Here is a 26,682-nt window from a genome sequence, read left to right on the forward strand (position 1 = left end):
ACGGCCCTGGTGCCGGTGGGGATCCACCGGCACCAGGGCCGTCGCGCGTGGGCCCGGGTCAGCCGGTGTGCCGGCCCCGGCGCCGCTCGCGGGCCAGGCCGAGGGCCACTCCGCCCACGAGCAGGGCGCCGCCCGCGACGGTCAGCATCGTGGACACCCCCTCCGAGCCGGTCGAGGCCAGGCTGCTGCCGGAGGAGCCGGCCGCGGCCGCCGCGCCGGTGCTGCTGCGGTCCGCCGACGGCGTGCCGGTGGCGGTGCCGGTCGGCGCGACCGTGGTGGCGCTCGGGGAGGCGGTCGCAGTGCCCGGCGCGGTGCTGGGCTTCGGTGCCGGGGTGCCGGTCGGGGCGGTGCCCGGCCCCTCGGTCGGGGTCGGGGTCGGCTTCGGGGCCGGGGCGGTGCCGCCGCGCTCGGCGAGCTGCTGGGCGTACAGGCTCTCCGGCTGGACGGGCGTGCCGGTGGACACCAGCTCCCCGGTCTGGCGGCCCTCGACCGGCGTGCCCCGGGTGCCGAACGCCCAGTTGTGCGCGGTGGGCGGGTTCTCCACGCCGTAGTAGCCGACGTTGGCGTTCCACATCACCTGGTTGGCGCCCGCCCAGCCCTGTCCGGAGCCCGCGTTGGCCCGGTTGGTGAGCGCCAGGTCGTCGCTCGGGCCGCGCGAGTGCAGCATCGTGATGTCGTCGTACAGGGTGCCGGTGGCCCAGCGCTGGTGCGGGCCGGCGTCCAGCCGGAAGCCCCCGGTGTTGTCCGAGGTGCAGTGCGAGAACACATTGGGCCCGGCGACCCGGGCGCCGGTCAGCCAGGCGTGCACATTGCTGCCGCTGACCTTGCAGTTGACGACCAGGCTCTGCTGGCCGTCGATGCTGTACGCGCCGGGCTGGGCGAACGGCGAGCGCTGGGGGACGGCGTGCTCCATGCCGGTGGCGGCGGTGTCGGTGACGGTGACCCGGGAGGCGGTGGCGCCGATCGAGCCGACGCCCGCGCCGAACCGGTCGGCGGCGATGTCCCGGGCCCAGGCGTCCTGGACGGCGGCGAAGTCCACGAAGCGGCTGGCGAAGTAGCCGTGCTCGTCGTAGCCGGGTGCCGAGGTGAAGGCCGAGCCGTCGGCGCTGAAGCCCTCCACGCCGACCTGGGAGATCCGGCCGGGGAAGTCGTACGCCCACACCTTGGCGTGGGTGTACTGCTTCTCCAGGGCGTTGGTCAGCGGGATGTCGATCGTCACCTTGTTGCCGTCGATCGCGCTGACGGTGCGCTGGAACTCCTGGCCGTCGTTGGGGGTCCACGGCTTGGAGGGGGTGCCGTCCGGGCGGGGCGGGATGTGGTCCATGCCGAGCGCCTTGATCCAGGCGTCCTCCTGCGGCCGCTGCACCACGATCTGCTGGCCGACCTTGAGGCCCGCGGTCGAGTCCAGGGTCAGCGTGGTCGCGCCCACCGGAACGTAGTCGTCGGTGACGGCGTGGTCGGCGCCGGTCTTCTGCGGCGCGCCCTCACCGGCCAGCTCGACCAGCGGCCGCGGCTCGCCCGAGGCGACCAGCTTGGTGCCGCCGCCCCCGCTCCCCGCGCCGCGCAGCACCACGCCGGAGGCCTTGATCCGCAGCGGCTTGCCGACCCGGAAGGTGCCGGCCGACAGCTGCACCGCGCCGCGCAGCCCGTCCGGCCCCTGGGGCAGGGCCGCGACCTTGTCCAGCGCCGCCTGGATGCGGTCGGCGTCGTCGCCGCTCGCGGCCGGGTCCAGGGTCACGGCGGCCTTGGCGGTCGGCAGCGGCTGGGCGCCGTTGCGGTACCCGGCGTAGGAGAAGTCCGGGATCCGGTTGCCCTGGGCGTCGTGGCCGTACACCAGCCGGCCGTCGGCGACGTGCAGCCAGTCCGTCCCGCCGCCGGCCGGTGCGTCGGGCGCGGAGCTGCCGGGGGCCGGGTGCGGACCGGCGGCGAGGGCGGCCGGGGCCGCCCAGCCGACGCCGAGTCCGGCCAGTCCGGCCAGGGCGGAGACGGCGACGGCGGCGCGCAGGGCGGTGCGCCGGCCGGCACGGGCAGGGGACATGGGCTCTCCTCGGTCGGGGCCTGGAACAGGTCGACAGGGTGAACGCCCCGCCCCGGCCGGGCGGTTCACCGGTCGGGCCGGTCCGTGCGGAAATTTCCGCCGGGACGGTGAACCGGACCCGGCGGTCCGTCCGTGCTCCGTGGCGGAGACGTCGGCGGCACGGGTGTCGGGGTCTCCCGGAACCGGGACACCGGGACGGCGGGACGACGACGGGAGCCAGGGAGCAGTGGTGGGCACGAGCCAGGACGAGAACGGCGGCGGATCGACCGGGTACCAGCTGCCGGTGCTGGCCTGGGGGATGGACGAGGAGGGGGCACAGGAGCCGGTCGGCGCCGCCGACCCGGCCGGGCCGGCGGTCGCGGCCGCCCCGCCCGCCGGCTCCCCGATGCCCGCCGTCGCGTCCGTCGCCCCGCTCGGATCTGTGGTAACTTCCGTACCTGCCAAGGCCGTTGAACCTGACGCCGGAGCCGGAGCCGGAGCCGGAGCCGGAACCGCTGTCACGCCTGTCGCAGCGCCCGAACCCGAGCCGCAGCCGCAGCCCGCGCCCGGCCCGTCCGGCCCCGCGCGGCCCGGCGGCTCCGGGGCCGCCCGGCTGGTCGCGCTCACCCGCGCCCTCGGCCAGGCCCCCGCCCGGGCGGCGCGGCACCTCGCCCCCGTCGCCCCCTCGACCGCCGGCCCGGCCGCCACCGGGTCCGGCACCAGCGGGACCGACGAGCCCGGAGCGCCCCGGCCCGCCGAGGAGCGCTCCGGCCGTCGCCGCATCCCCCGCCCGGCCGTCGCGGCCGCCGCGGTCGGCGTCGTGCTGATGGGCCTGCCGCTGGTGCTGGGGCACGGCGAGGTCGGCACCGACGCCGTCGAGCCGATCGGCGGGACCGGTACCAGCCGCCCCGACGCCCCCGCCCCGGCCCCCGCCGCCCCCGTCGGCCCGACCGGGACCGGGACGGCGTCGGCCTCCGCCACCCCAGGGCCGGCGACCCCCACCGGGACGCCCACCGACCCGGCCGCGACCCCGGCCCCCGGCCCGCCCGCCCCCGGAACGCCCGACCAGCCGGCCGCCCCCGGCGTCGCGGTGGCCGCCGCGGCGCCGCCGGTCCAGGCGGCCGGCCCGGCCCCCGCCGGCCACTCCGCACCCGACGCGCCCGCCCGCCCCGCCGCCGCCGGCGCCCAGCCCGGCGGCGCGGTGCAGGCCCCCGCGCCGCCCCCGGCCCAGCCGGCCGGCCCGCCGCCCCAGCAGCCCCCACCGCAGCCCAGGCAGCCGCCCGCCGCACCGTCCTACACCGCCCTGGCCGGGCCGGGCTGCGGCACCGACGGCACCGGCTACCGCGAGAACGGCCGCTCGGGCGGCTCCCGCGACTGGGTCACCAACCACGACGGCGGCACCGGCTGCGACGGCGAGTACACCTCCGTACCGATGTCCGGCGACCGCGGCAAGGACGACGGCAACTCGGTGACCTGGACCTTCTCCACCGGTCCGGTCAGCTCCGGCAGCTGCCGGATCTCGCTGTACATCCCGAACAACGGCGACCTCAAGGCGGTCGGCGGCGCCCCCGCCTACTACACCGTCCAGAACAGCGGCGGCGGAACGGCCGGATCGTTCACGGTCAACCAGCCGCAGAACCGGGGCCAGTGGGTCGGCGTCGGGACGTACCAGCTCAGCGGCGGCCGGATCGGCGTCATGCTGCACACCCGCGGCATCGACTGGGGCGGCACCGCGGGCTCCCGCCTGGCCGCCTCCACCGTGAAGGTCGACTGCACCGGGTGACCCGGTCGCAGCGCACGAAGCAAGCAGACGAAAGGGAAGGCGAGCCATGTCGCGCCATGTGCTGACGGTGTGCCAGGAGCAGGGGGCCGGCGGCACCTACCGCACGATCGGCGAGGCCCTGGAGGCCGCCCGCCCCGGGGCGGTGATCTCGGTGCGCCCCGGGCGGTACGAGGAGAACCTGGTGATCACCAAGCTGGTCACCATCGCCGCCGAGGACGTCCGCGGCACGGTCCGGATCACCCCGCGCCGCGGCTGCGTGGTCCAGGTCGTCGCCGAGGCCGTCCAGCTCACCGGACTGGTGCTGCACGGCCAGGACGACGAACTGCCCGCCGTCGACGTGCCGCGCGGCCAGGCCGCGCTCCAGGACTGCGAGGTGGTCGGCAACTCCTGGACGGCCGTGCTCACCCGCCAGCAGGGCGCGCTGGCCATGCGCGGCTGCCGGATCGTCAACTCGGCCGGCGCCGGCATCGTCGAGACCTCCACCGGCGCCAGCGTCATCGAGGACACCGTCATCGAACACCTCGGCACCTCCGCGCTGGTGATCGGCGAGAGCGCCAACCCGGTGGTGCGCAACTGCGTGCTGCGCGACGCCCGCGGCAACGGCGTGTGCGCCAACGGCGAGGCCCGGGGCACCATCGAGGACTGCGAGATCTCCACCACCGACAAGCCCGCCATCGCCCTGGAGGAGCACAGCACCACCCGCGTCCTGCGCACCGCCGTCCGCGACACCGTGCTCGGCGTCTACATCAGCTCCGCCGCCCGGGTCGAGCTGGAGGACTGCACCGTCACCGCCACCGGCGGCCACGGCTTCGTGCTGGGCAACGGCACCGACCCGCTGCTGCGCCGCTGCCGCGCGGTGCGGACCCGCGGCCACGGCATCCACGTCACCGGGCGCTCGCGCGGCACCTTCGAGGACTGCGAGGTCAGCGGCGCCGAGACGGTCGGCGTGCACGTCGACGACTTCGCCGGACCGGTGCTGACCGGCCTCGTGGTGCGCGACTGCGGCGACACCGGCGTCGACCTCGGCGGCGAGAGCGCCGCCGAACTCGTCCGGCTCGACGTGGTGGACGCCGGCGGCGCCGGGGTGCGGATCGGCGACGGCGCCAACCCGCTGCTGCGCCGGATCACCGTCACCTCCGCGCGCGGCAACGGCGTGGAGGCCGTCCGGGACGGCCGCGGCCGGCTGGAGGACTCCACCGTGCTGGCGGCCGGTCGGGTCGGCGTGCTGGTCGAGGACGGCGCCAACACCTTCGTCGGCGGCACCACCGTGCGCGGCGCCGAGGGCGTCGGCGTGCAGGTCGGCGCGGGCGGCGTGGCCACCCTGCGGGACTGCGAGGTGGCCGAGTCCACCGGGGACGGCCTCGCCGTCGAGGACGGCGGCGACCTGACCTGCACCCGGGTCCGGGCCCGGGCCAACGGCCGGCACGGCCTGCGGATCGGGGCCGGCGCCCGCGCCGTCCTGGGCCGGCTGGAGGCGCTGGACAACACGGCGGACGGCATCCGGGTCGACTCCACCGACGCCGTCCGGGCGACCGACTGCACCGTCACCGGCAACCGCGGCTCCGGCCTGCGGCAGACCGCCCCCAGCAGCCGGCTGTCGGTGGAGAACCTGCAGAGCCGGGAGAACGGTCACCCCGACGCGCACGGCTCGGCGAGCGCCGACGCCGGGACGCGCGGCGCGGCGACCGCCGAGGGCCCGGGCGGGCCCGGTGAACCGTGCGCGCCCGGCGAGCCGCTCCCGCCGGGCGGGGCCGCACCGGCCCCCGCCGCGCCGCGCGGCCCGCTGGAGGTGCTGGAGGCGCTGGTCGGCCTGGCCGCGGTGAAGGAGCAGGTCGCCACCCTGGTCAACCTCAACCGGCTGGCCCGGCGGCGCGAACTCGCCGGGATGCCCGCCCTGCCGATGAGCCGGCACCTGATCTTCGCCGGGCCGCCCGGGACCGGGAAGACCACCGTCGCCCGCCTCTACGGCAGCATCCTGGCCGAACTCGGCGTCCTGCGCAGCGGCCACCTCACCGAGGTCGCCCGGGCCGACCTGGTCGCCGCGATCGTCGGCGGCACCGCGCTGAAGACCACCGAGGTGTTCAACGAGGCGCTCGGCGGCGTGCTGTTCATCGACGAGGCCTACACGCTGTCCGCCGGATCCGGCGGCACCGGGCCGGACTTCGGGCGCGAGGCGATCGACACCCTGGTCAAGCTGATGGAGGACCACCGCGACGACATCGTGGTGATCGTGGCCGGCTACTCCGCCGAGATGACCGACTTCCTGGCCAGCAACCCCGGCCTGGCCTCCCGCTTCAGCCGCACCGTCGAGTTCGCCAACTACGCGGTGGACGAGCTGGTCACCATCGTCGCCACGGCGGCCTCCGGACACGGCTACGAACTCGCCGACGGCACCCGGGAGGCGCTCACCGCGCTCTTCGAACGGATGCCCAAGGGGCCGGACTTCGGCAACGGCCGGGCCGCCCGCAAGGTCTTCGAGGAGATGGTCGACCGCCAGGCCACCCGGCTCGCCACCCAGGCCGAGATCACCGACGAGGACCTCGCGCTGCTGGTCGCGGCCGACACCGGGGCGGCGGACGCCGCCCCGGCCCGGGCCCTGGACAGCACCGGGATCCTCGCCGAACTGCGCGCCATGGTCGGCCTGCCGGCCGCCAAGGAGCAGGTCGAGGACCTGGTCAACCTGATCACCCAGGTCCGCCGCCGCGAGGAGGCCGGCCTGCCGACCGCCGCGATCAGCCACCACCTGGTCTTCGCCGGGCCGCCCGGCACCGGCAAGACCACCGTCGCCCGGCTCTACGGGCGGCTGCTCGCCGAACTCGGCGTGCTGCCCACCGGCCAACTCGTCGAGACCGCCCGCGCCGACCTGGTCGGCCGCTACGTCGGCCACACCGCCCAGCTCACCAAGGAGGCCTTCGACCGGGCCCGCGGCGGCGTGCTGTTCGTCGACGAGGCCTACACCCTCACCCCGCGCGGCGGCGCCGGCAACGACTTCGGCCAGGAGGCCGTGGACACCCTGATGAAGCTGATGGAGGACCACCGCGACGAGGTGGTGGTCATCGTGGCCGGCTACGAGGACGAGATGCGCGGCTTCCTGGCCTCGAACCCGGGCCTCGCGTCGCGCTTCTCCCGGCAGATCGAGTTCGAGCACTACACGGACGAGGAGCTCGTCACCATCGTCGGCCTGCACGCCGAGAAGGCCGGCTACGTGCTGGCGCCGGACACCGTCGACACCCTCACCGGGGCCTTCGCCGCGATGGCGCGCGACCGCACCTTCGGCAACGGCCGCACCGCCCGGCAGACCCTGGAGGGCATGATCACCCGCCAGGCGGGCCGGCTCAGCCGACTGGACGTCTCCGACCTGGCCGAACTCAGCCTGCTGCTGCCGCAGGACGTCGCGCCGGCGCGGTCGGGCGGAGCGGTGTGAGCGGCACCGGCCCGGCGGCGTCCGGCGGCCTCCCCGGGCGGTGCGCGGTGCGGCGGCGGAGGGCGGTGCGGCGGCGCGCGGCCGGGATCGTGCTGGCCGGCGCGCTGTGGGCGGGCACCGTCCCGTCGGCGGCGGCCGCACCCACCCCGGCGCCGTCCGGGGGCGCGGCGGCTCCGCCGGACGTCACCCAGACCCGGCCGGACGTCCAGCGCACCGGCTGCCTCCAGCCCTCGGACCGCACCGCCGACGGCGCCGGCTGGGCCCGGGCCGAGCTGCGCCCCGAGGACGCCTGGCCGGTGAGCCGGGGCGCCGGGGTGACGGTCGCGGTGGTCGGCTCCGGCGTGGACGCCGGGGCACCGGCACTGGCCGGACGGCTCCAACTCGGGCCCCGGCTCACCGGCTCCGGCGACGCCGGCCGCGACTGCGTGGGGTACGGCACCTTCGCGGCCGGGCTGGTGGCCGGGCGCGGCGCCGACGGCGCACCGGCCGGGCTCGCCCCGGACGCCCGGGTGCTGGCCGTGGCGGTCACCGACGACGCCGGCACCACCACCCCCGACCTGCTGGGCGCCGGGATCCGCGCCGCGGTCGACCGGGGCGCGCGGGTCGTCGCGGTCGTGGTGCCCGTCCCCGGGCCGAGCGACGCGCTCTCCGCGGCGGTCGCGTACGCGGCGGCGCACGGCGTGCTGGTGGTCGCGCCGGTCGGCCCGGACGCCCGGGGAACCGGCAGCGCGCCGGTGTTCCCCGCCTCCTACCCGGGGGTGCTCGCGGTCGCCGCGGTCGGCTCGGGCGGCAGCGCGACGGGCGTTCCGGACGGACGGGTGGACCTCTCCGCGCCCGGGCTGGCGGTGACCGGCCCCGGCCTCGGCGGCGGGGTGTTCACCGCCTCCGGCCCCGGCTGCGCCACCGCCCACGTGGCCGGCGCCGCCGCACTGCTGCTGGCGCTGCGCCCGGACCTGACCCCGGAGCAGCTGATCCGCCGGCTGGAGGCCACCGCCTACCACCCCGGCGGCCGGCTGCCGGACGCCGCGGTGGGGTACGGCGAGGTGGACCCGGTGGCGGCCGTGACCGCCTCCTGGTCCACGGCCGGGCCCGGCCCGGCCGCCGCGCCGCCGGTGATCCCGCCGGGCCCGGACCGTTCGGGGGACCGGCGCGCCCTGGCGGTCGCGGGCGGCAGCGCGGGCCTGGTGCTGCTGGTCGGCCTCGGCGCCCTGGCGGCCCGGCTCGGCCGTCGGCGCGGCCGCGCCGACGGGGGGAGTCCGGCGAGCCGTCCGACACCGTCCGCCCCGTCGGCCGTGAATCGCTGAACATCCGGAAGCACGTCAGCCGTTCACCTCCATGACAGGAACGGAAGGGCCCGGTCCACGGGCCGGGCGGACGGATGAGGCGGGATCCGATGGCGATGACGACGGTCACGGCGGCGGGGCTGGACGACGAGGAGACGGCGCGGCGGCTGATCGGCTCGTGGCTGGCCCGGGACACCGGCCGGGAGGACGGTCCGGAGGGCGCCGCCGAGGCCCTGCCGAGCGGCTGGAGCGTGCCGCCGGCACCCGTGCGGGAGGTGCTGGCGGTGACCCGAAGACTGGCGCTCCAGGGCCTGGCCGGGCGGCCCCGGCCGACGCCGGGCGCCGTCGACCTGCTGCTCGCCCGCGTCCTGGTGGTCGACGAGCACCCGTCCGCGGCGGGCTGGAGCGAGCGCGAGCGGGCCGAGCTCGGCGACTGGGTCGCGGTGCTGATCCGGCGCTTCGGCGAGGCGGGCGTCCAGCGGCTCGGTGCCGCCCTGGTGACCGGTCGCTGACCGGGGCGACGCTCCGCCGGTGGTGCGGGTGGGGGCGCGCCGGTCGGGCTGAAGGCCCGTCGGTGCGGCGCGCCGGCCCGCCAAAGCCCGCCAACGCGGGGGCCGCGCAGGTCGTTGGTCGATCGTTGGGCGGAATTTGGCGGCGGCTGGAACGGTGGTCCCGTCAGGGCGAGGCCCCGGGGACCGACATCGAACAGCACCCCGCCGCTCCTCGCCGACGCCGTTGTACCGGAGCGAAGGACAGAGCCGTGGCCGTGGAAGCCGCCGCTTCCCCCGAAGGGGCCCCACAGGGCACCGACCAGCCCGTGCGGGGCCGAGCGACCCTGGACCAGGACACCCTGGCGGAGCTGTACCGCCTGCACGGCCCGTACCTGATGCGGGCCATGCTGAGAGTCACCAGCGGTGACCGCGGCAAGGCCGAGGACATCGTGCAGGAGACCCTGCTGCGCGCCTGGCAGAACCCGGCCGCCATCGAGCGGGGCCTCGAACAGAGCCGGCCCTGGCTGTTCACGGTGGCCCGCCGGATCGCGATCGACCACTACCGGATGGCCACCGCGCGGGTCCAGGAGGTGGCCGACGAGGCCCCCGACGAGCGCCCGGCCGCGCATGACGCGTACGACCAGGCGCTCGCCGCCCGGGACCTGGAGACCGCGATGGCCGAACTCCAGCCGCACCACCGGGAGGTGCTGGTGGAACTGCACCTGCGCGGCCGTTCGATGACCGAGGCGGCGAAGGTGCTGGGCGTCGCGGTGGGGACGGTGAAGTCCCGCAGCTTCTACGCGGTGCGCGCGCTGCGGCCGATCCTGGAGGCGCGGGGAATCGGCGTCGCGGTCTGATCCCCGGTCGCCCGCTCGATCACCGCGATCCGCGCCCCGAGTTCGGCCGCGTTCCGGGTGTCGCCCGAGCGCTGGTGCAACTCCCGTGCCCGGCCCAGGCGTTCGGCCGCCTCCCGGGGGCGGTCGACGGCCAGCAGGAAGTCCGCGTAGTGCTGCTCGACCGCGGCCTCCAGGTGCCGCGCCCCGCTGGCCCGGCAGCGTTCCGCCGCCTCCAGCCAGCCCTGCTCGGACTCGGCGGCCCGGCCGAGGAGTTGGAGGGCGTACGCCTCGTCGGCGAGCGCGAACAGGTGGAAGGTGGCGTGGGGGTGCGCGGCGAGCAGCCGACGGGCCTCCCGGGCGTGCCGCAGCGCGGTCGCGCCGTCGCCGGCCTGGGCGGCCAGCGTGGCGGCGTTGCTCAGCACGGCTGCGCCGTGGTCGTGCAGCCCCAGGGCGTCCAGCCGTCGGAGGGTGGCGTCGGAGAGCCGCAGGCCCTCGGCGAGTTCGCCGTGGTCGGCGAGGGCGACCGCCAGGACCGCCATGGTGTAGACCTGGGCCGGTCCGTCGTGCCCGGCGGTCCGGTCGGCGGCGCGGCGGGCCAGGGCGAGGGCCTCGACCGGGTGCCGCTTGCCGCTGAGCGCCCGTGCGGTGGCCGCCTCCACCAGGGCGATCGGGACCGGGTCGCCGGTGCGGACGGCGGCGGTCAGGCCGTGCCGCAGGCAGTCGAGCCGGTCGGTGAGCCGGCCGGCGCCGAAGTACAGGCAGTTGGCGAGGAAGGCGAGCTGCCAGGCGCGGTCGTGCTCGCCGGCCTCGGTGCCGGCCGCGACCAGCGCCCGGACGGTCGGCTCCTCGGTCCGGAACCAGTCCAACGCGGCGCGGACGTCCGGGAGTTCGGGCAGTACGGGCGGGCGGAACGCCACCGGCTGCTCGAACTCGGTCAGGTGCGGCTGGAGCCGGCCGGCGCCCACCGTGGCGGCGGTCAGGTAGTAGTCCAGCAGGCGGGTGAGCGCCGCGTGCCGGTGGGCGGGCGGCTCGCCGTCGAGCAACTCCCGGCTGTAGAGCCGGATCAGGTCGTGCCGGCCGTAGCGGCCCGGGGCGGTCTCGGTGAGCAGGTGGTGGGCGGCCAGGGTGCCGAGCGCGGCGCGGACCTCCGCGGGCGGCGCGCCGAGCAGCGCGGCCGCGGCCGGTACGTCGATCTCCGGACCGGGGTGGACCGCCAGCAGCGGGACCAGCCGGGCGGCCGTCGGCCGCAGCCGGCGCAGGGTCAGGTTGAGGGCGGAGCGCACGCTCACGCCGCCCTGGGCGTCCAGCGCGGGCAGCCGGGTGCGGTCGTCCTCCGCCTCGGCGACCAGGTCGGCGACGCTCCAGGAGGGCTGGGCGGCCAGCCGGGCGGCGGCGATCCGCAGGGCGAGCGGGAGGTGGTCGCAGAGCCCGGCCAGCCGCCGGGCGGCGGCGGGTTCGGCGGCCAGCCGGTCCTCGCCGAGCACCTGGGCGAGCAGCGCCAGGGCGTCCGCCGCGGGCAGCGCCTCCAGGCGCAGCAGGGCGGCGCCCTCGGTGACGATCAGGTCCTCCAGGGTGTGCCGGCTGGTCACCACGGTGGCGCAGCGCGGCCCGGCGGGCAGCAGTTCGGCGACGTCCTCGGCGCTGCGGGCGTTGTCGAGCAGCACCAGCAGCTCGCGCTCGGCGGTGAGGGCGCGGTAGAGCGCCCCGCGCCGGGCGTGGTCCTCGGGGATCTCGGCCTCGGCCAGTCCGAGGGCGCGCAGGAAGCCGCCGAGCACTTCGGCCGGGGCGCTGGGCCGGGCCGGGTCGAAGCCGCGCAGGTCGCAGTGGAGGGTGCCGTCCCGGAAGCCGGGGGCGGCGGTGTGCGCCCAGCGGACCACGGTGGCGGTCTTGCCGGCGCCGGCCGCGCCGACCACGACGGCCAGCGCGTGGTCGGGGCGTTCGCGGCCGCAGGCGTGGTCGAGCCAGTGCAGTTCGGCTTCCCGGCCGACGAAGCCGGCGGTGCGGCGGGGCAGCGGCCCGGCGGCGGGGCGCGGCGCGGGGGCGGCGCTGGGGGTGGCGGCGGGGGTGGGGAACTGCGCGGGGGCGGCGGGCCGGGGGAGCGGCAGTGGCCCGGGCGTCGGCGGGTCCGGCCGGGTCGGTTCCGCGGGCGAGGTCCGGCGGGACGCGGTCGGCCGGGGTGCGGTCGGGTCGGCAGCGCCGGGGTGGGACGCGCTGGGGTGGGGCGCGGTCGGTCGGGGTGCGGTCCGGCCGGGTGCGGCGGCCGCCGGGGTGCCGTCGGTCGCCGCGGCCCGTTCGTCGGCGAGCACGGTGGTGAGGGCGGCCTGCAGCGCCGGGCCCGGGTGCAGGCCCAGTTCGGCCGCGAGTGCGGCGCGGGTGCCGTGGTAGAGCCGCAGCGCCTCGGCCGGGCGCCCGGCCTGGTGCAGGCAGCGCACCAGCAGGGCGACGGTCGGCTCCTGGAGCCAGCCGGTGTGGAGGTGCTGTTCGAGGGCGGGCAGTGCGGCGGCGCCGCGGCCGGTGCGCAGCAGCCGTTCCGCCCGGTCGTGCAGGGCCTGTTCGCGGCTGCTGTCCAGCCGGTTGGCGAGGGTGCGGCGCTGCTCGGTGTCGGGCAGGTCGGCGAGGGCGGGCCCCTCCCAGAGGTCGAGTGCCTCGCCGAGCAGGGCGGCCGCGGTGGTGTCGTCGGGCTCGGCGGCGGCGCGGGTGGTGAGGGCGGTGAGCCGGTGCAGGTCGACGGCTTCGCGGTCGCCGTCGAGGAGGTAGCCGGGGGCCTGGGTGTGCAGGGTGAGCCCGGTGCCGGGCAGCAGCTTGCGCAGCGCGGCGATGTGCCCCTGGAGTGCGGCCTTGGCCTGGACCGGGGGTTCGTCCGCCCACATCAGGTCGTAGAACCGCTCGATGCGCACGCAGCGGCCGAGCTCCAGGGCCAGGAGGGCCAGCACCGCGCGGCGCTTGGCCCCGGTGATCGGCACCGTGCGGCCGTCCGAGGCCTTCAGCTCGGTGGGCCCGAGCAGCCGAATGCGCATGCGCTCCCCCTGTCTGCGGCTCCCGGCGAACCGTGCCGGCGGCCTCCGGCGGAACTGCCGGGCCGGGTTATTCAACCACCTGGTCCGACCGGTGGGTCTACGCGCGTCGATCGAACGCGTACGCACCCGGTCGAAGCGGCGGAGATGCCGTGCACATGGTAAGCGGAAAGTGAACTCCGTACGAACCTTGGGTGTTGCCACCGGGGCGTCCGGGGGCCTTGAATCCCTTGTGGCACTTGGTAGTTGTGTTTCCTTACCATTCCATCCGGGGGCTTGGACGAAGATCGGAACGCTTCGTATTCTCGGCGCGTTCCGTCAAGTCCTCCGGCCCTCGGGAGTGAGTGTGCGCGTCCGGCTGCTGGGCCGAGTCGAACTCCGCTGCGAGCAGGGGCGCCCCGTCGCCCTGGCGGGCGCGCGCCGCAGAGCCGTGCTCGCCCTGCTCGCCAGCGAGCTCAACGGCCACGTACCGGTCGAGCGGCTGCTCGACACGGTCTGGGAGGGCGCCCCGCCGCCCACCGCCCGGGCGGCCCTCCAGGGGCACGTCTCCGCCGTCCGGCGCAGCCTCGGCGAGGGCCTGGCCCTGGTCACCCGGGCCCAGGGCTACGTCCTGGTCGGCGCACCGGAGACGGTCGATGCCAAGCGCTTCGAACAGCTCGCCGCCGCCGCCGAGGAGACCGCCGACGCCGACCGCGCCGCCGCCCTGCTGCGCGAGGCCCTCGACCTGTGGGACGGGCCCGCCCTGACCGACTCCGGCTCCGCGACCCTCACCGCGACAACCGGCCGACGGCTCGACACCGCCCGTGCCCACGCCGTCGAGCGGCTCGCCGAACGACTGCTCACCCTCGGCCGCGGCACGGAGGCCCTCGACGACCTCCGGACGGCCGTCAGCGCCGACCCGCTGCGCGAACCCACCGCCGCCCTGCTGGTCCGCTGCCTGCGCCAGGCCGGGCGGGAGGCCGACGCCCGCGCCGCCCAGGAGCGGGCCCAGGCCCGGCTGGCCGCCCACGGCCTGACGCCGGGCCAGCTGCTGCGCCGGGCCGGCCAGGCCGCCGACCCGCCGGGGGCGGCGGACGGCACCGCCGACGGCGTCCGGGTCGGTGCCGGTGCCGGTGCCGGGTTCGGGTTCGGCGCCGGAAGCGGCCCCGGCGCCAGGGCCGAGCGGGCCGCCGGTCCCGGCGACGCCCTGCCCCGGCCGGGCACCGCCCTGGTCGGGCGCGCCGCCGAACTGCGCCGCCTGGACGAGGCCGCCTGCCGCGCCGACGGCCGGCCCGTGCTCGTCACCGGGGTCGCCGGGGCCGGCAAGAGCAGCCTCGTCCTGCACTGGGCGCACGCCCGGGGCGAACGCTTCCCCGACGGCCGGATCCACCTCGACCTGCGCGGCTTCGGCGAGGAGGACCCCCTCACCGCCACCGCGGCCCTTGCCCTGCTGCTCACCCGCCTGGGCGTGCCGGCCGCCGAGGTGCCCGAGGACCAGGTCCGGGCGGGCGCCCTGCTCCGCCGGCTGACCGAAGGTCGGCAGCTGCTGCTGGTCCTGGACGGCGCACGCTCCGCCGAACAGGTCGAACCGCTGCTGCCCGGCGCCCCCGAGCCGGTCGTCGTGATCACCAGCCGCTCCCGGCTGACCGACCTGGTCGTCCACGAGGCCGCCATCCCGCTGCCGGTCGGCGGCCTCTCCGAGGGCGAGGCCGTCGAACTGCTCGGCCGGATCGCCGGACCCGGGCGGATCGCGGCCGAGCCCGCCGCCGCCCGCCGGCTCGCCGCCCTCTGCGACCGGCTGCCGCTCGCGCTGCGGGTCGCGGGCGCCCGGCTCGCCTCCCGGCCGGCCTGGAGCCTCGGCGACCTGGTGGACGAGATGTCCGACCGGAGCACCGGACTCTCCGCGCTCGCCACCGGCGGCACCCTCGGCATCGCGGCCGCCCTCGGCCGGACCGTCAGCGCCCTGCCCGAGGAGGCCCGCCGGCTCTTCACCCTCTCCGGGCTGCACCCCGGCGGGACCCTGGACGGCGCGGCCGCCGCCGCCCTCGCCGACGTCCCCCGGGCCCGCGCCCGCGAGCTGCTCGCCGAGCTCGACGCGGCCCACCTCGTCCAGGAGTCCTCACCCGGCCGCTTCCGCGGTGACCGGCTGGCCGGCCTCTACGCCGCCGAGCTGGCCGCCGAACTCCCCGACCAGGACCGCGCCGAGGCCACCCGCCGGCTGCTCGACCACGCCGTCGACGCGGCCACCGCGGCCCTGGAGCGCCTCACCGCCGCCGTCCCGGCCCGGTGCGTCTCGGCCCGGGCGTTCGAGACCGCCGAGCAGGCCCTGGAGCTGGCCCGCGGACTGGTCACCGGCCTGGCCCGGCAGGTGACCGAGCGGGCCGACCCCGGCCGGCCCGGCCCGGCCGGCGGGCCGGAGGGCCTGCTCGACCGGCTGAGCCGCACCCTCGCCGAAGCCTGCCGCGGCCCGGCCGGCGGGGACGGCGGCGACGGCGGGGCCGGACCGGCCCGTGGCCACGCCCACGACGACGACGCTCCCCACGACGACGCTCCCCACGGCGCCGGGCCGCGCGAGGGTTCGGAGCACGGCGGGCCGGGGCACGACGGGCCGGAGTGCGGAGAGGCCGACCTGATGGACCGGCTGCTCGCCGACCTGCTGCGGGGCATCCCCGTGGTGCGGTGGGCGGACCCGCCCGGTGGCGCCCGGGCGGTGGACGCCCGGGTGCCGCGCCCCCGGCTGCCCGGCCCACGGGCGGAGGAGGCGGCCTCGCCGGGCGGCTGACCGTCGGGACCGTCGATGAGGCTCGTCGGAACTCCCACCCCTGCCCAGGCACGGGACAGCGCCGCTCACGTGACCGGCCGGACCGGCCCGCGCCGGTGGGTGGTCTTCAATGGAGCCGTGAAGCCTTCGCCCGGTGGGTTGTTCGCCTCGACGGTGCCGTACTACGCCAGGTACCGGCCCGCGTACGATTCCCGCCTGTTCGCCCTGCTCGGCCGACGTTTCTCCCTGGACGGCTCCCAGCGCGTGCTGGACCTGGGGGCGGGCAGCGGGGCTCTCACGCTGCCGCTGGCTCCCCTCCTGCGCGAGGTGATCGCCGTCGATCCGGAGCCCGCGATGCTCGCCGAGGGCCGCCGGCTCGCCGCCCGGGCAGGGGTGACCGGTGTCGACTGGCGACGCGGAAGCTCCGACACCCTGCTCGCGCTGGACGTGGGACCGGTGCTGCTGACGGTGATGGGAGCCTCGTTCCACTGGACGGACCGGGAACGGCTGCTACGCGACCTGGACACCCTGATCGAGCCCGGAGGCGCGGTGGTGCTGGCGACCTGCGGCGCCCGGCACGACGACCTCGAACCGCCGCCCTGGCTGCGCGTGGTCGAGGGGGTCCGCCGCCATCATCTGGACCCGGAACGCCTGCGGGGATCCGGGCCGGCCGGGTACCCCGACGTGCGTCACCGGGAGGTCCTGCTCCGCTCGCCGTTCTCCCGGATCGAGGAGGTCCACTGGGACCGGACCGTCAGCCGCAGCGTGGACGAGGTCATCGGTCTTCAGCTCTCCTACAGCTTCACCAGCCCGGCCGCGCTCGGCCCCGGCCGGGCAGCCTTCGAACAGGACCTCCGCCGGGCCCTGAACGCCTTCGCCCCCGACGGCGGGCCGTTCGACGAGCGTGTCCGCACCGAGGCCGTCATCGCCGCCCGTGCTTCGGCCGCAGACGATCCGTCCCAGCGATAGCGGCTGCCCCGGTACCGCTCGTCAGCGGCAGGCGGGGCAGCCGCCCCGCCGGGCCGGAAGGGCGACCGTCGGGCCCGGCGGGCGGGCGCGTCGCCGGGGCGGTGAACCGGGCGGGGGTGGTGCGCCGTATCCCCCGGCGAGAAATCCCCGTGGGCGGCGGCGGGCCCGGGACGAGCCGGGCGCCGACCGGCGGTCGCGGGGGCGTCCCGCACCGGACCCCGAGCAGCCGGTCCCGGTCCCCGCCCCAGCCCAGGAGAGCCCCGTCATGCCCAAACACCGGCTCAGCCGCCGCCGTCGGATCGCCGCCGCAGCCACCGCGATCGCGGCCGGCGGCGTCCTGATCGTCGCGCAGAACGACGCCCCGGCCGCCTCCGCCGACCCGGTCGGCCTCAACGCCGCGTACGAGTACCTGGGGTGGGGTGACGCCCCGGACCCGGTCGCGGTGATGAAGGCGACCGGGCTCAAGCAGTTCACGCTGGCCTTCCTGCTCGCCGGGCAGGGCTGCGACCCGCGCTGGGACGGCCAACGGCCGCTGACCGGCGGGGACGACGAGGCGAAGATCCGCGCGATCCGCGCGGCCGGTGGCGAGGTGGTCGCCTCTTTCGGCGGCTGGGACGGCGCCAAGCTCGGGGAGAAGTGCACGGACTCCACCCAACTCGCCGCCGCCTACCAGAAGGTGATCGACGCCTACCAGCTGAAGGCGATCGACATCGACATGGAAGCCACCGAGCTGGCGAGCGCCGACGCCCGGCAGCGGGTGGCCGAGGCGCTCGGCGTGGTCAAGGCGAAGAACCCGGGCCTGCGGGTGTACGTCACCTTCAGCGCGGAGCTCGACGGCCCGGACGCGTCCGGTGCCGACCTGATCGCCCGGGCGGCCAAGGCCCGGGTGGAGGTGGACGGTTGGACGGTGATGCCGTTCGACTTCGACAGCCACCCCGGCACCATGGTGGACGCCACGGTCTCCGCCCTCGGCGGCCTCCAGCAGACCCTCGTCCGGGCCTACGGCTACGACGCCGACACCGCGTGGCGGCACACCGGACTGTCGTCCATGAACGGGCACTCCGACAGCAAGGACGAGGTGGTGAGCCCGGCGGACTTCAGCGCCATGCGGGACTTCGCCGCCGCCCACCACCTCGCCCGCTTCACCTACTGGGCCGTCAACCGGGACCGCTCCTGCAGCGGGGCGTTCACCAAGGAGAGCGCCTCGGTCTGCGACGGGATCCCGCAGGACCCGTACGCGTTCACGAAGATCGTGGCCGGCTACCACGTCGACTCCGCGCCCTCGGGGCCGGTCGGCGGCTCCACCTGCCCGGGCCCGAAGCCCTCGACCGGTGTCAGCACCACCGCGCAGCCGGCCGACGACGGCGAGTCGCCCGCGCCCGGCGCCTCGCCCTCCCCGGCGGCCACCCGCCTCCAGGCCCGGCGCGCCGCGACCAGGATCCCGGCCACGCCCGGCGAGTCGCCCACGCCCGGCGGGTCGGCCGCCCCGACGGCCGACGCCTCCGACCGCCCCTCGGCGAGCCCGACGGCGAGCCCGACGCCGAGCCGGACCGGGCACGGCACGCCCGGGCCCGCCACGACGTCCGCGGCTCCCACCGGGCAGGGCGCCACCACGACGCGCACCGCCTCCGCTCCGGGCGGTCCGAAGAGCGGGGCGACGCCCACCGCGGACTGCACCTCGCCCGCGGCACCGGCGCCCGGCCCGACCGGCACCGGTTCCGGAACCGCCCAGCCGAGCCAGACCCCGAGCCAGGTCCCGGGTCAGACCCCGAGCCAGACCCCGAGTCAGAACCCGGGCCAGACCCCGGCGCAGTCCCCGAGCCAGGTCCCGACCGCGAGCCCGACCCCCGAGCCCAACGCCGCCGGCACGGCCGACGACCCGGAGCCGACCGACGAGACCACCACGGTGATCCCCGCCCCGGCCGCGCCCGTGACCCAGCCGCCGGCCCGGACCGGGGCCGCCGTCGCCGCCGGCCCGGCGGCCACCGCCGACCCGGACACCCGGACCGGCCAGGCCCTGGCGCACACCGGCGGCGGCGACGCCACCGGGGTGCTCATGGAGGGCGCGGGCGCCCTGCTGCTGCTCGGCGGGGGCTTCGGCATGGTCGGCACCCGCCGGCGCCGGGAGGCCGAGCGGGTCCGGTGACACCGCCGCCGTCCCCGGCCGTCCCCGGGACGGCCGGGGACCACACGGCGATCGGGAGGGCTTCGACCCAGCAGTCCGCGACCCGAGGGGCGAGCGCGGCCCGGGCACACTCCGCGTCCGCCTCGGTGAGGAACACTCCGGCGCCCGACACGGCCGTCCGGCCGTCCCGCTCCACCCGGGTCAGCACGACGTGGACCCGGCGGTGGCGTTCCCGACGGACCGGACCGGCGGGATCGCCGCCCAGGGCGGAGGTCAGGTCCGGCACCGAGGCCAGGTCGAGTCCGCCCCCGGGCCCGGTCAGCGGACGACCAGGCCGTCGTAGCCGTCCCGGATCCGCAGCACCTCGGCAGGCGTGAACAGCAGGTCGATCGTGGTGCCGCCCGGATCGTCGGGGTGCGGGGTGCTGCGGAACAGCAGTCGGTCGTGGCTCTTGGTGCAGGCCCAGAGCTGGAACCTGCGGTCGCTGCGGAGGAGTTCCGCCCCGGGCCGGAGCGCGGACCCGGGGCCGGGGCAGGGGGTGTGCCGGGCGGCCGGGGTCTCACACCCGGGCGGCCGGCCGTCTCACCGTGCAGGCAGGAGCCCTGAGACGGGAGGCCGCGGCGGATGGGACGGCCGGGCCCTCCCGTCGGGGAGGCGCGGTGGGGCACAGTGCTGCTGACGCATCCTCACGGATCTGGAGAGCCTCCTGTGACCACCCTCCTCCCCGCCCGGCGCCGGCTGTCGCTGGGTCTGGCCCTGGCCGCCGCACTGACCGGCGTCGGCGCCTACACCGCCACGGCCGCCTCCGCCGCGACCGTCCCGGCCCCGATACCGCTCACCTCCGCCGCCTGCCCGGCCAACCTCCAGCAGGGTGAGGCCGACGGCTGCGTCACCCAGCTCCAGGCGGAGCTGAACCTGACCGGCGCGGCCCTCACCGTGGACGGGCAGTTCGGCCCCGCCACCGACAGCGCCGTGCGCGCCTTCCAGAGCGCGCACCAGCTCACCGCGGACGGCATCGCCGGCCCGGCCACCAAGACGGCCCTCGACGCGGCCGCCACCGCCGCCTCCGGCACCGTGGACCTGCGCACCCAGTGCGGCACCCTGCAGACCGGCGCCAGTGGCCAGTGCGTCTCCACCCTGCAGACGATGCTGAACACCTTCAACGCGGGCCGCCTCGTCGTGGACGGCCGGTTCGGGCCGGCCACCGACACCGCCGTGCGCAACTTCCAGGCCGCGCAGGGCCTGACCATCGACGGGATCGTCGGCACGGACGTCAAGACCGCCCTCTACGGCAGCACCCCCGCCCCGCTGCCCAGCGGCCCCGTCGACGTGACGAAGGTGCTGAACGCGGCCAAGTCCTACCTGGGCGTGCCGTACGTGTGGGGCGGCGGCCACTCGCTGCGCGGCGAGGGCCCCGGCCCGTCGCTGGGCACCTGCGACGGCTACACCGGCTCCATCCAGCCCTGCCCGGCCGACACCACCGCCGGCCTGGACTGCTCCGGCCTGGTCCGGGCGGCCTTCTGGTTCGGCGCCGGCCTCGACCTCGCCAACGGCGGCGACACCACCGAGCAGACCCTGGACAAGCACCTCACCCCGATCACCGAGGCCCAGCGCCGCCCCGGCGACGTCGAGTACTTCGGCACCGACGCCCACAACACCACCCACGTCGTCCTCTACGCCGGCACCGACCCCGCCACCGGCGCCGACATGATGTACGAGGCCAAGGAGACCGGCACCGACGTGCACTACGTCACCCTGCGCACCGGCGGCTACTGGTACCACGTCACCGCCTGACCCGCCCCGACCGGAGGCGCCCGCAGCACGGCGGGACCGCCTCCGGTCCGGGCGCGCCCCGGGGCCGGGAGGCTCGGGAACGCGGCCCCCGTTCAACCCTGGCAGGTGACCCGGACCGCCGCCGCGGCGAGGTGGGCGTGGGTGGGCTGACCGGAACCGGTCCAGTCCTGGCCCCGGTTGTGCAGGCGGACGGTGAGCGGGCCGCCCTGGGGGCGGAAGGTGCCCGCGTCCACCCAGCTGCCGCGTCGGCCGACCTGGTCGACGTCGAAGGCGCCGAGGTCGGCGCCGGACGGGCCGGCCACCGTGTAGTGGGCGGGCGCGCCGCCGACCTGCTGGATCGACGAGGAGGCCGGTACGTAGACGGCGACCGCGCAACTCGCCGGGCCGGGACCGACGTCGAAGGTCCACAGCGCTGAAGTGCTGGTGTCGTCCTTGGCGCGGTCGCCGGACATCGGCACCGCGTCGTACCGCCCGGTGCACGCGTCGCCGACGTAGCCGCCGCCGCTGACGGTCACCCAGCCGTCCGCACCCTGGCTGAACGCGCCGACCTGCTGGTAGCGACCGCCCGGGCCGGAACAGCCGGGCCCGGCGACCGCCCGGAAGCCGACGGCCGCCGGCGGTGCGGGCGGAGCCGGCGGGGCGGCCGGGGCGGCGGACGGCGTGGCCGGGGCGTCGGAGCGGACGGGCGCCGCGCTGGGCGCGGGCGGGGCGGACGGGCCGGCCGTCGCGGTGGCGGTGGCGGAGGGGCTGTCGGTGGGGGACCCGGACGGGGTCGGGGACGCCAGGGCGGAAGGGTCGGTGGGGGAGGCGGTCGGCGGGTGCGCCCGGCCGTGGGTGCCGTAGGGCGAGCGGCCGGTGGGCGCGGCGGCGGTCGGGTCGCTCCCGCCGCCGGCGTCCGGCTCCACGAAGGGCGCGACCAGCAGCAGGACGGCGCCGACGGCCATCGACGCGGCCATCGCCACCCGCCGGGCGTCCCAGCGGGACCGGTCGCCCAGCCGGTGCAGACCGCCGGAGAGCCGGGCGGCGACCACGTCGACGGCGGTGCGCAGGCGTTCGGCGGCGGCGGGCCGCGGCGGGGCGGCCTCCGCACCCTCCTCCTCGGCGATCCAGGGCAGTTGCAGACCGGGGCCGGGGCCGCTCTCCTCCGGGAGCCCGGTCACCGGGGGCCTCCGGCGAGGGCGGCCGCGTCCACCGGCCGTCCGTCCGCCGGGGCGTCCACCGGCCGGGCGTCCACCGGCCGTCCGTCCGTCGGGGTGTCCACCGGCCGTCCGTCCGCCGGGGCGTGCGCCGCCCGTCCGTCCGTCGGCCCGGCCAGCGGTGCCCGGACCCCGGTGCGGGCCGGCCCGGACTGCTGCCTGGCCGGGGCGCCCGTCGTGGCGGGTCCGGCGGCGCCGACCGGGTGCGGCCGGTCGGGGGCGGCGCGGGTCGGCGGGACGTGCACCGCGAGCAGGCCCGCGGCGGCGAGGCCGACGGCCGCCGCGCAGCAGACCAGGTTCGCCCGCCGCGGTGATTCGGTACTGGACACGTGCTCTCTCCCCGGGTGGCGGTGTTCGGCAGGTTGCACGGATCGCGGGGGCCGACCGGTTCAGGTCGGCTCGAACCCGAAGGGGGTCGGCGTCCGTGGTACCGGTCGAGGCCGGGCGACTTCCGGCGAGGACGGACGCGGGAGGACAGCGATGGCCTGGTACCAGGGGCCGAGCCGGATCACGGTGACGGCGGTGGAGGGCGAGTGGCCGCAGCGGGCGGTGGTGACCGTCCGGGGGGCCGCCCCGGTGGAGATCCCGGCGACGGTCGGCGCGGTGCACCTGGTGGAGGCCGACAGCTGGCAGCTGGCGCTGGAACACCGCTTCGGCTCCGAGTGGTGCCCCAACATCCGGGCGGTGCAGGGGCGTTGGCAGGAGATCCGGGGCGTGCTGACGCAACTGGTGCACAGCCGCAACCGGGACCGGGCGGGCGACCGGCGGGACCGCAACGTGGTGCTGCGGATCGAACGGGTGGAGCCGGACGGCGGCGCGCCCGCGGCCGTGCCCGGGCTCCCGGCCGCCCGCCGCACCACCACGACGGCGGGGGCGGGGACGGGCGCGAGCGCGCGGGGGACGTCCGGGACGGCGGGTCTGCGGACCACCACCTCGACCGCCGGGTCGGAGTTCCTGCCGCCCGCCGCTCCCGCCCGTCCGGTCACCTCGACCGGCGCCGCCCGCCCCACCACCTCCACCGGCGCCGCCCGACCGGCCACCTCGACCGGCGCCGCCCCGACCACGACCGGCGGCTCCTGGCGCCCCTGACCGGCGTTACGGACCGCACCCCGCGAGCCGGGCCCGGACCCGCTCCACCTGACAGGTCGCCCGCCCCTGCTCGGCGGCGAGTTCGAGCGCCCGCTCCCAGTGCGCCCGGGCCTCGGCCCGGCGTCCCTGCTGGTACCGCACCTGCCCCATGACGTCGGCGAAGTCGAACTCCGCATGGGTGTTGCCCTGGGCCCGGCCGAGCTCCAGGGCGCGGTGGATCCGGTCCACCGCCTCCTCGGGGCGGCCGAGCGCGCTCAGCACCTGGGCGTGGGTCTTGGTCGACACCACCAGGTACGGGTCGGACTCCCGGCCCGCCAGCAGGGCCAGCGACTCGGTGATCGGTGCCAGGGCGTCCGCCGCCCGGCCCGCCCGCAGCAGGGCGTCGGCCAGGTTGTTGAGCGCCTGGGAGAGCATCCGCCGGTCGCCGACGGCCCGGGCCTCGGCGACGGTCCCGGCGATCCCGGGCAGGGCGGCGCCCGGGTCGCCGTGGTCGTCCGAGAAGCTGTTCCGCATGCTCAGGTAGCGGTGCCGCAGGACGGGCCGGCTCTCCGGGTCGGCGACGGCGACGGCGCGCGCGGACTGCTCCAGGGCCTCCGGCCGGCGGCCCAGCCAGCCCAGCGACATGCTGTGGTTGGAGTACAGGTGCGGCCAGTTCCCCTCGGCCCCGGCGGCCTCCACGGCGTCCAGCGCCGTCCGGGCCGACTCCTCCCAGGCGCGGAACAGTCCCGCGTCCAGGTACAGGTAGCCGGCGTTCTCGACCAGCCGGCAGGCGTGTTCGGGCCGGCCCCAGCGGCAGGCCAGGGCGATCAGGCCGCGGACGGCGGGCTCCTCGGCCCGGAACCAGCTCAGCGCCTCCGCCGCCGTCGCGAACTCCGGGGTGCCGCCGGAGGGCCGACCGGACGGACCGTGGTGCCGGGCGTCCGGCCGGGCCAGCACGAGGGCGGCCGCCGTCGCCGCGAGGTAGTGGTCGGCCAGCCGGGCCAGGGCGGCGTCCCGGGTCGCGGCCGGGAGTTCTCCGGCGGCCTGCCGGGCGTACAGCCGGACCAGGTCGTGGCGCTCGAACCGGCCCGGGGCGCTCTCCGCGACCAGGTGCGCCCGGTGCAGCAGCTCCAGCGCCGCGGCCGCCGACCGCCGGTCGGTGCCGGCCAGCGCGGCCGCGGCCGCGGTGTCGACCTGCTGGCCCGGATGGATGCCGAGCAGGCGGAAGAGCCCGGCGGCCGGCCCGGGCAGGCTGCGGACCGTCAGCTCCAGTGCGGCCGCGATGCTCAGCGTGCCCTGGGTGGCCAGCGCCGCCAGCCGGGAGTGCTCGTCCGCCAGTTCGTCGGCCAGGGTGGCGACCCGCCAGTGCGGCCGGGTGGCCAGCCGTGAGCCGGCGATCCGCAGGGCCAGCGGCAGCCCTTCGCACAGGTCGACCACGCGCCGGGCCGCCTCCGGTTCGGCCGTCAGCCGGGGCAGGCCGGTGACCCCGGCGAGCACGCCGAAGGCGTCCGCGGCCCGGAGCGCGGCCAGCGGAAGGGTGCGGGCGCCCTCGTCGGCGACCAGCTCGGTGAGCCGGTGGCGGCTGGTCACCACGACCAGGCAGCCCGGCCCGGCCGGGAGCAGCGGGCGCACCTGCGCGGCGTCACGGGCGTTCTCCAGCAGGATCAGCACCCGGCGTCCGGCCAGCAGGCGCCGGCAGGCGGCCGCGGCCTCCTCGGTGGTCGCCGGGATCGCGCCCTCCTCGGCGCCGAGCGTGCGGAGCAGTTCGGCCAGGGCCTCCTCGGGGCGCAGCGGCTCGGTCTCGTCGAAGCCCCGGAGGTTGACGGCGATCCGTCCGTCCGGGAAGGCCGGGCCGAGCCGGTGCGACCAGCTCAGCACCAGGGCGGTCTTGCCGACCCCGGCCGGGCCGGTGACCAGCAGCAGCCGACCCGGTGCCGGGCCGAGGTCCGGGCCGGTGCCCGGGCCGGTGCTCCGTCCGGCGTGCGGCCCGGCGTGCGGCCCGGCGTTCCGGCCGGTGTCGAACTGGCCGTCCAGCCAGGCGAGTTCGGCCTCCCGGCCGATGAACCGGCCGGGCGCGCGCGGCAGTCGGGCCGGCACCGGAACCGGAGCCGGAGCCGGGGCGGGCGGCGGGGCGGGTGTTCCGACGGCGGTCGGACGGACCAGCGCCAGGGCCTCGCGCAGCGCCGGACCGGGGTCGATCCCGGTCTCCTCGGCCAGTCGGTGGCGGGCCCGCTCGTACACGGCGACGGCCTCGGCGGGCCGGCCCTCCTGGTGGAGGCAGAGCACGGTGAGCCGGACCAGCGACTCGCGCAGCGGGTGGTCGGCGAGCGCGGCGGTGAGTTCCGCGGTCACCGACCGGCCCCGGTCGGTGCGCAGCGAGCGCTCGGCGAGCTCCTCCAGGGCCTCGATCCGCAGGGTCTCCAGCCGCCCGGCGGCGGCCTCGCGCAGCGCGGCCGAACCGCAGTCCTCCAGGGCCGGGCCGCGCCACAGCGCGAGCGCCTCGCGCAGCAGCGGCACGGCGGTGTCGTCCCCGGCCCGGTCCGGGGCGGCCGTGCGGGCGCGGTCGAGCAGCCTGTCCAGCCGGTGGGCGTCGATCAGTTCCGGGTCGGCGTGCAGGACGTAGCCGGGGGCGCGGGTGTCGAGCCGCAGTCCGTCGTCCAGCAGGGTGCGCAGCCGCGCGACATGGCCCTGGAGGGCGGCCCGGGCGGTGGAGGGCGGGGCGTGGTCCCAGGCGAGGTCGAGCAGCCGCTCGACCGGGACGACCCGGTTGGCCTCCAGGGCGAGCGCGGCCAGGACGGCGCGCCGCCGGGAGCCGCCGACGTGGACCGGCACGCCCCGGACGGTCCGCAGTTCCAACGGTCCCAGCAGGAGTATCCGCACGCCGCACCCGTGTCCTCAGTCCGTCCCCGGCCCCCGAGCGGCACCTTAGCCGGGCGGCACGCGCACCGGACGGCCGGGGCCGGTGGACCGGGCGGGGACGGGCGGTACGGCCCGGTCGCCGGGCGTGGCCACCGGCCGGGCGGCCCGGTCGGCGTCGGCGAGCAGGGCGCGGAACGCGGCGGCGACCGCGGCGGGGTGCTCCTGCATGGCGACGTGGCCGGTGTCCGGGAGGGTGAGCAGGCGGGCGTCGCGGAAGGCGGCGTAGGCGCGCGGGGCGAGCCGGAACGGCACCAGGCGGTCCTCCCGGCCGTACACCAGCAGGGTGGGGGCGGTGATCCGGCCCGCCTGCCGCCAGGGGGAGGCGGCGCCCCGGTGCAGGGAGCTGCGGACCACCGCGCGCATGCCCTCGGGCAGCATCCGCGGCGCGTGCGGCAGGACGCTGCGGCGCAGGCGTTCGCGCGCCTCCGCGGCGCGCTGCTCGGGGCGGACCCGGCGGGGGTCGGCGTAGATCAGCCGGTAGAGGTCGTCCAGTTGGCGGTCCGGGCTCCGGGCGGCGAGCAGCCGGGCGTACAGCCGCGGGGCGCCCGGGAGGGCGAGCAGGGCCGCGCGGGCGGCCTGGGGCGGCGGGAGGGCCGGCAGGACGGGGGCGAGCAGGGTCAGGGTGGCGACCGCCTCGGGCCGCTGGGCGGCGAGGTGGAGGGCGGTGAGGCCGCCGAGGGAGTTGCCGACCAGGTGGACCCGGCGGTGCCCGGTGCGGGTCAGGTGGTCGGCGACGGCCTCGGCCTGGTGCCGGACGGTGATGCCGTCGGCCGGGGGTGCGGACCGGCCGTGGCCGGGCAGGTCCAGGGCCAGGCAGTGCACCGAGTCGCGCAGCAGCGCGATCAGGGCGGCCCAGTTGTGGGTCCAGCCGCCCAGGCCGTGCAGGAACACGGCGGTGTCGGCGGTGGGCGCGGTGCTGGGGGTGTGCTCGGCGGCGAGCGGCGGGTGCACGGCGGTCGGGTCCTCTGCGGGTCGGGTGGTCGTGGCGGTGGGCGGGGCGCACGGCGGCGGGGGCCGGGCGCG

Annotated in this window: 16 protein-coding genes; 10 read left to right on the forward strand and 6 right to left on the reverse strand. The window is 77.8% G+C overall.

Going from position 1 to position 26,682, the window contains the following annotated elements; genetic code table 11:
- Nucleotides 1-58: 58 nt before the first annotated feature.
- On the reverse strand, nt 59-2,038 hold the full coding sequence (locus AB0O91_RS11735; RefSeq protein ID WP_363430502.1) for a hypothetical protein: 1,980 nt from the start codon (nt 2,036-2,038) through the stop codon (nt 59-61).
- Nucleotides 2,039-2,267: 229 nt separating this feature from the next.
- Between AB0O91_RS11735 and AB0O91_RS11740 the strand changes: the two genes are divergently transcribed.
- The 5 genes from AB0O91_RS11740 (at nt 2,268) to AB0O91_RS11760 (ending at nt 9,855) form a co-directional block, all read left to right on the forward strand.
- Complete coding sequence (locus AB0O91_RS11740) at nt 2,268-3,800, forward strand: hypothetical protein (protein ID WP_363430504.1); 1,533 nt, start codon at nt 2,268-2,270, stop codon at nt 3,798-3,800.
- Between the two features lie 46 nt (nt 3,801-3,846).
- Nucleotides 3,847-7,224: a right-handed parallel beta-helix repeat-containing protein gene (locus tag AB0O91_RS11745; RefSeq protein ID WP_363430507.1), complete on the forward strand. Its 3,378-nt coding sequence runs from the start codon at nt 3,847-3,849 to the stop codon at nt 7,222-7,224.
- Complete coding sequence (locus AB0O91_RS11750) at nt 7,221-8,528, forward strand: S8 family serine peptidase (RefSeq protein ID WP_363430510.1); 1,308 nt, start codon at nt 7,221-7,223, stop codon at nt 8,526-8,528. Before AB0O91_RS11745 ends, AB0O91_RS11750 begins: the two co-directional genes overlap by 4 nt.
- Nucleotides 8,529-8,617: 89 nt before the next feature.
- On the forward strand, nt 8,618-9,019 hold the full coding sequence (locus tag AB0O91_RS11755; protein ID WP_363430513.1) for a hypothetical protein: 402 nt from the start codon (nt 8,618-8,620) through the stop codon (nt 9,017-9,019).
- A 248-nt stretch (nt 9,020-9,267) separates the two neighbouring features.
- On the forward strand, nt 9,268-9,855 hold the full coding sequence (locus AB0O91_RS11760; protein WP_363430516.1) for a sigma-70 family RNA polymerase sigma factor: 588 nt from the start codon (nt 9,268-9,270) through the stop codon (nt 9,853-9,855).
- Here the strand turns inward: AB0O91_RS11760 and AB0O91_RS11765 are convergent.
- Nucleotides 9,795-12,851 carry an AfsR/SARP family transcriptional regulator gene (locus AB0O91_RS11765; RefSeq protein ID WP_363430519.1) on the reverse strand — a complete coding sequence of 1,019 codons (3,057 nt, stop codon included), beginning with the start codon at nt 12,849-12,851 and terminating at the stop codon, nt 9,795-9,797. The genes AB0O91_RS11760 and AB0O91_RS11765 overlap by 61 nt on opposite strands.
- A gap of 343 nt (nt 12,852-13,194) precedes the next feature.
- On the opposite strand from AB0O91_RS11765, the gene AB0O91_RS11770 reads away from it, so the two are divergent.
- The 4 genes from AB0O91_RS11770 (at nt 13,195) to AB0O91_RS11785 (ending at nt 20,476) form a co-directional block, all read left to right on the forward strand.
- Entirely contained in the window at nt 13,195-15,609 is a 2,415-nt protein-coding gene (locus AB0O91_RS11770) for a BTAD domain-containing putative transcriptional regulator (protein WP_363430521.1), read from the forward strand.
- A gap of 117 nt (nt 15,610-15,726) precedes the next feature.
- A complete protein-coding gene (locus AB0O91_RS11775; RefSeq protein WP_363430524.1) occupies nt 15,727-16,557 on the forward strand; it encodes a class I SAM-dependent methyltransferase in 831 nt (276 codons plus the stop codon).
- Nucleotides 16,558-16,822: 265 nt separating this feature from the next.
- On the forward strand, nt 16,823-18,703 hold the full coding sequence (locus AB0O91_RS11780; protein ID WP_363430527.1) for a hypothetical protein: 1,881 nt from the start codon (nt 16,823-16,825) through the stop codon (nt 18,701-18,703).
- Nucleotides 18,704-19,390: 687 nt separating this feature from the next.
- On the forward strand, nt 19,391-20,476 hold the full coding sequence (locus AB0O91_RS11785; protein ID WP_363430530.1) for a peptidoglycan-binding protein: 1,086 nt from the start codon (nt 19,391-19,393) through the stop codon (nt 20,474-20,476).
- Between the two features lie 92 nt (nt 20,477-20,568).
- On the opposite strand, the gene AB0O91_RS11790 is transcribed toward AB0O91_RS11785, so the two are convergent.
- Both AB0O91_RS11790 and AB0O91_RS11795 read right to left on the reverse strand, forming a co-directional pair.
- Nucleotides 20,569-21,636: a hypothetical protein gene (locus AB0O91_RS11790; RefSeq protein WP_363430532.1), complete on the reverse strand. Its 1,068-nt coding sequence runs from the start codon at nt 21,634-21,636 to the stop codon at nt 20,569-20,571.
- Nucleotides 21,633-22,001, reverse strand: coding sequence for a hypothetical protein (locus AB0O91_RS11795; protein ID WP_363430535.1), 369 nt, complete (start codon nt 21,999-22,001; stop codon nt 21,633-21,635). The genes AB0O91_RS11790 and AB0O91_RS11795 overlap by 4 nt, the downstream gene beginning before the upstream one ends.
- Before the next feature lie 151 nt (nt 22,002-22,152).
- Between AB0O91_RS11795 and AB0O91_RS11800 the strand changes: the two genes are divergently transcribed.
- Nucleotides 22,153-22,761: a hypothetical protein gene (locus AB0O91_RS11800; protein ID WP_363430538.1), complete on the forward strand. Its 609-nt coding sequence runs from the start codon at nt 22,153-22,155 to the stop codon at nt 22,759-22,761.
- Between the two features lie 6 nt (nt 22,762-22,767).
- On the opposite strand, the gene AB0O91_RS11805 is transcribed toward AB0O91_RS11800, so the two are convergent.
- Entirely contained in the window at nt 22,768-25,620 is a 2,853-nt protein-coding gene (locus AB0O91_RS11805; protein WP_363430540.1) for a BTAD domain-containing putative transcriptional regulator, read from the reverse strand.
- 45 nt (nt 25,621-25,665) lie between these two features.
- A complete protein-coding gene (locus AB0O91_RS11810) occupies nt 25,666-26,610 on the reverse strand; it encodes an alpha/beta hydrolase (RefSeq protein ID WP_363430544.1) in 945 nt (314 codons plus the stop codon).
- Between the last annotated feature and the right edge of the window lie 72 nt (nt 26,611-26,682).

This window comes from Kitasatospora sp. NPDC089797 (genome assembly GCF_040684795.1).
Taxonomy (GTDB): Bacteria; Actinomycetota; Actinomycetes; order Streptomycetales; family Streptomycetaceae; genus Kitasatospora.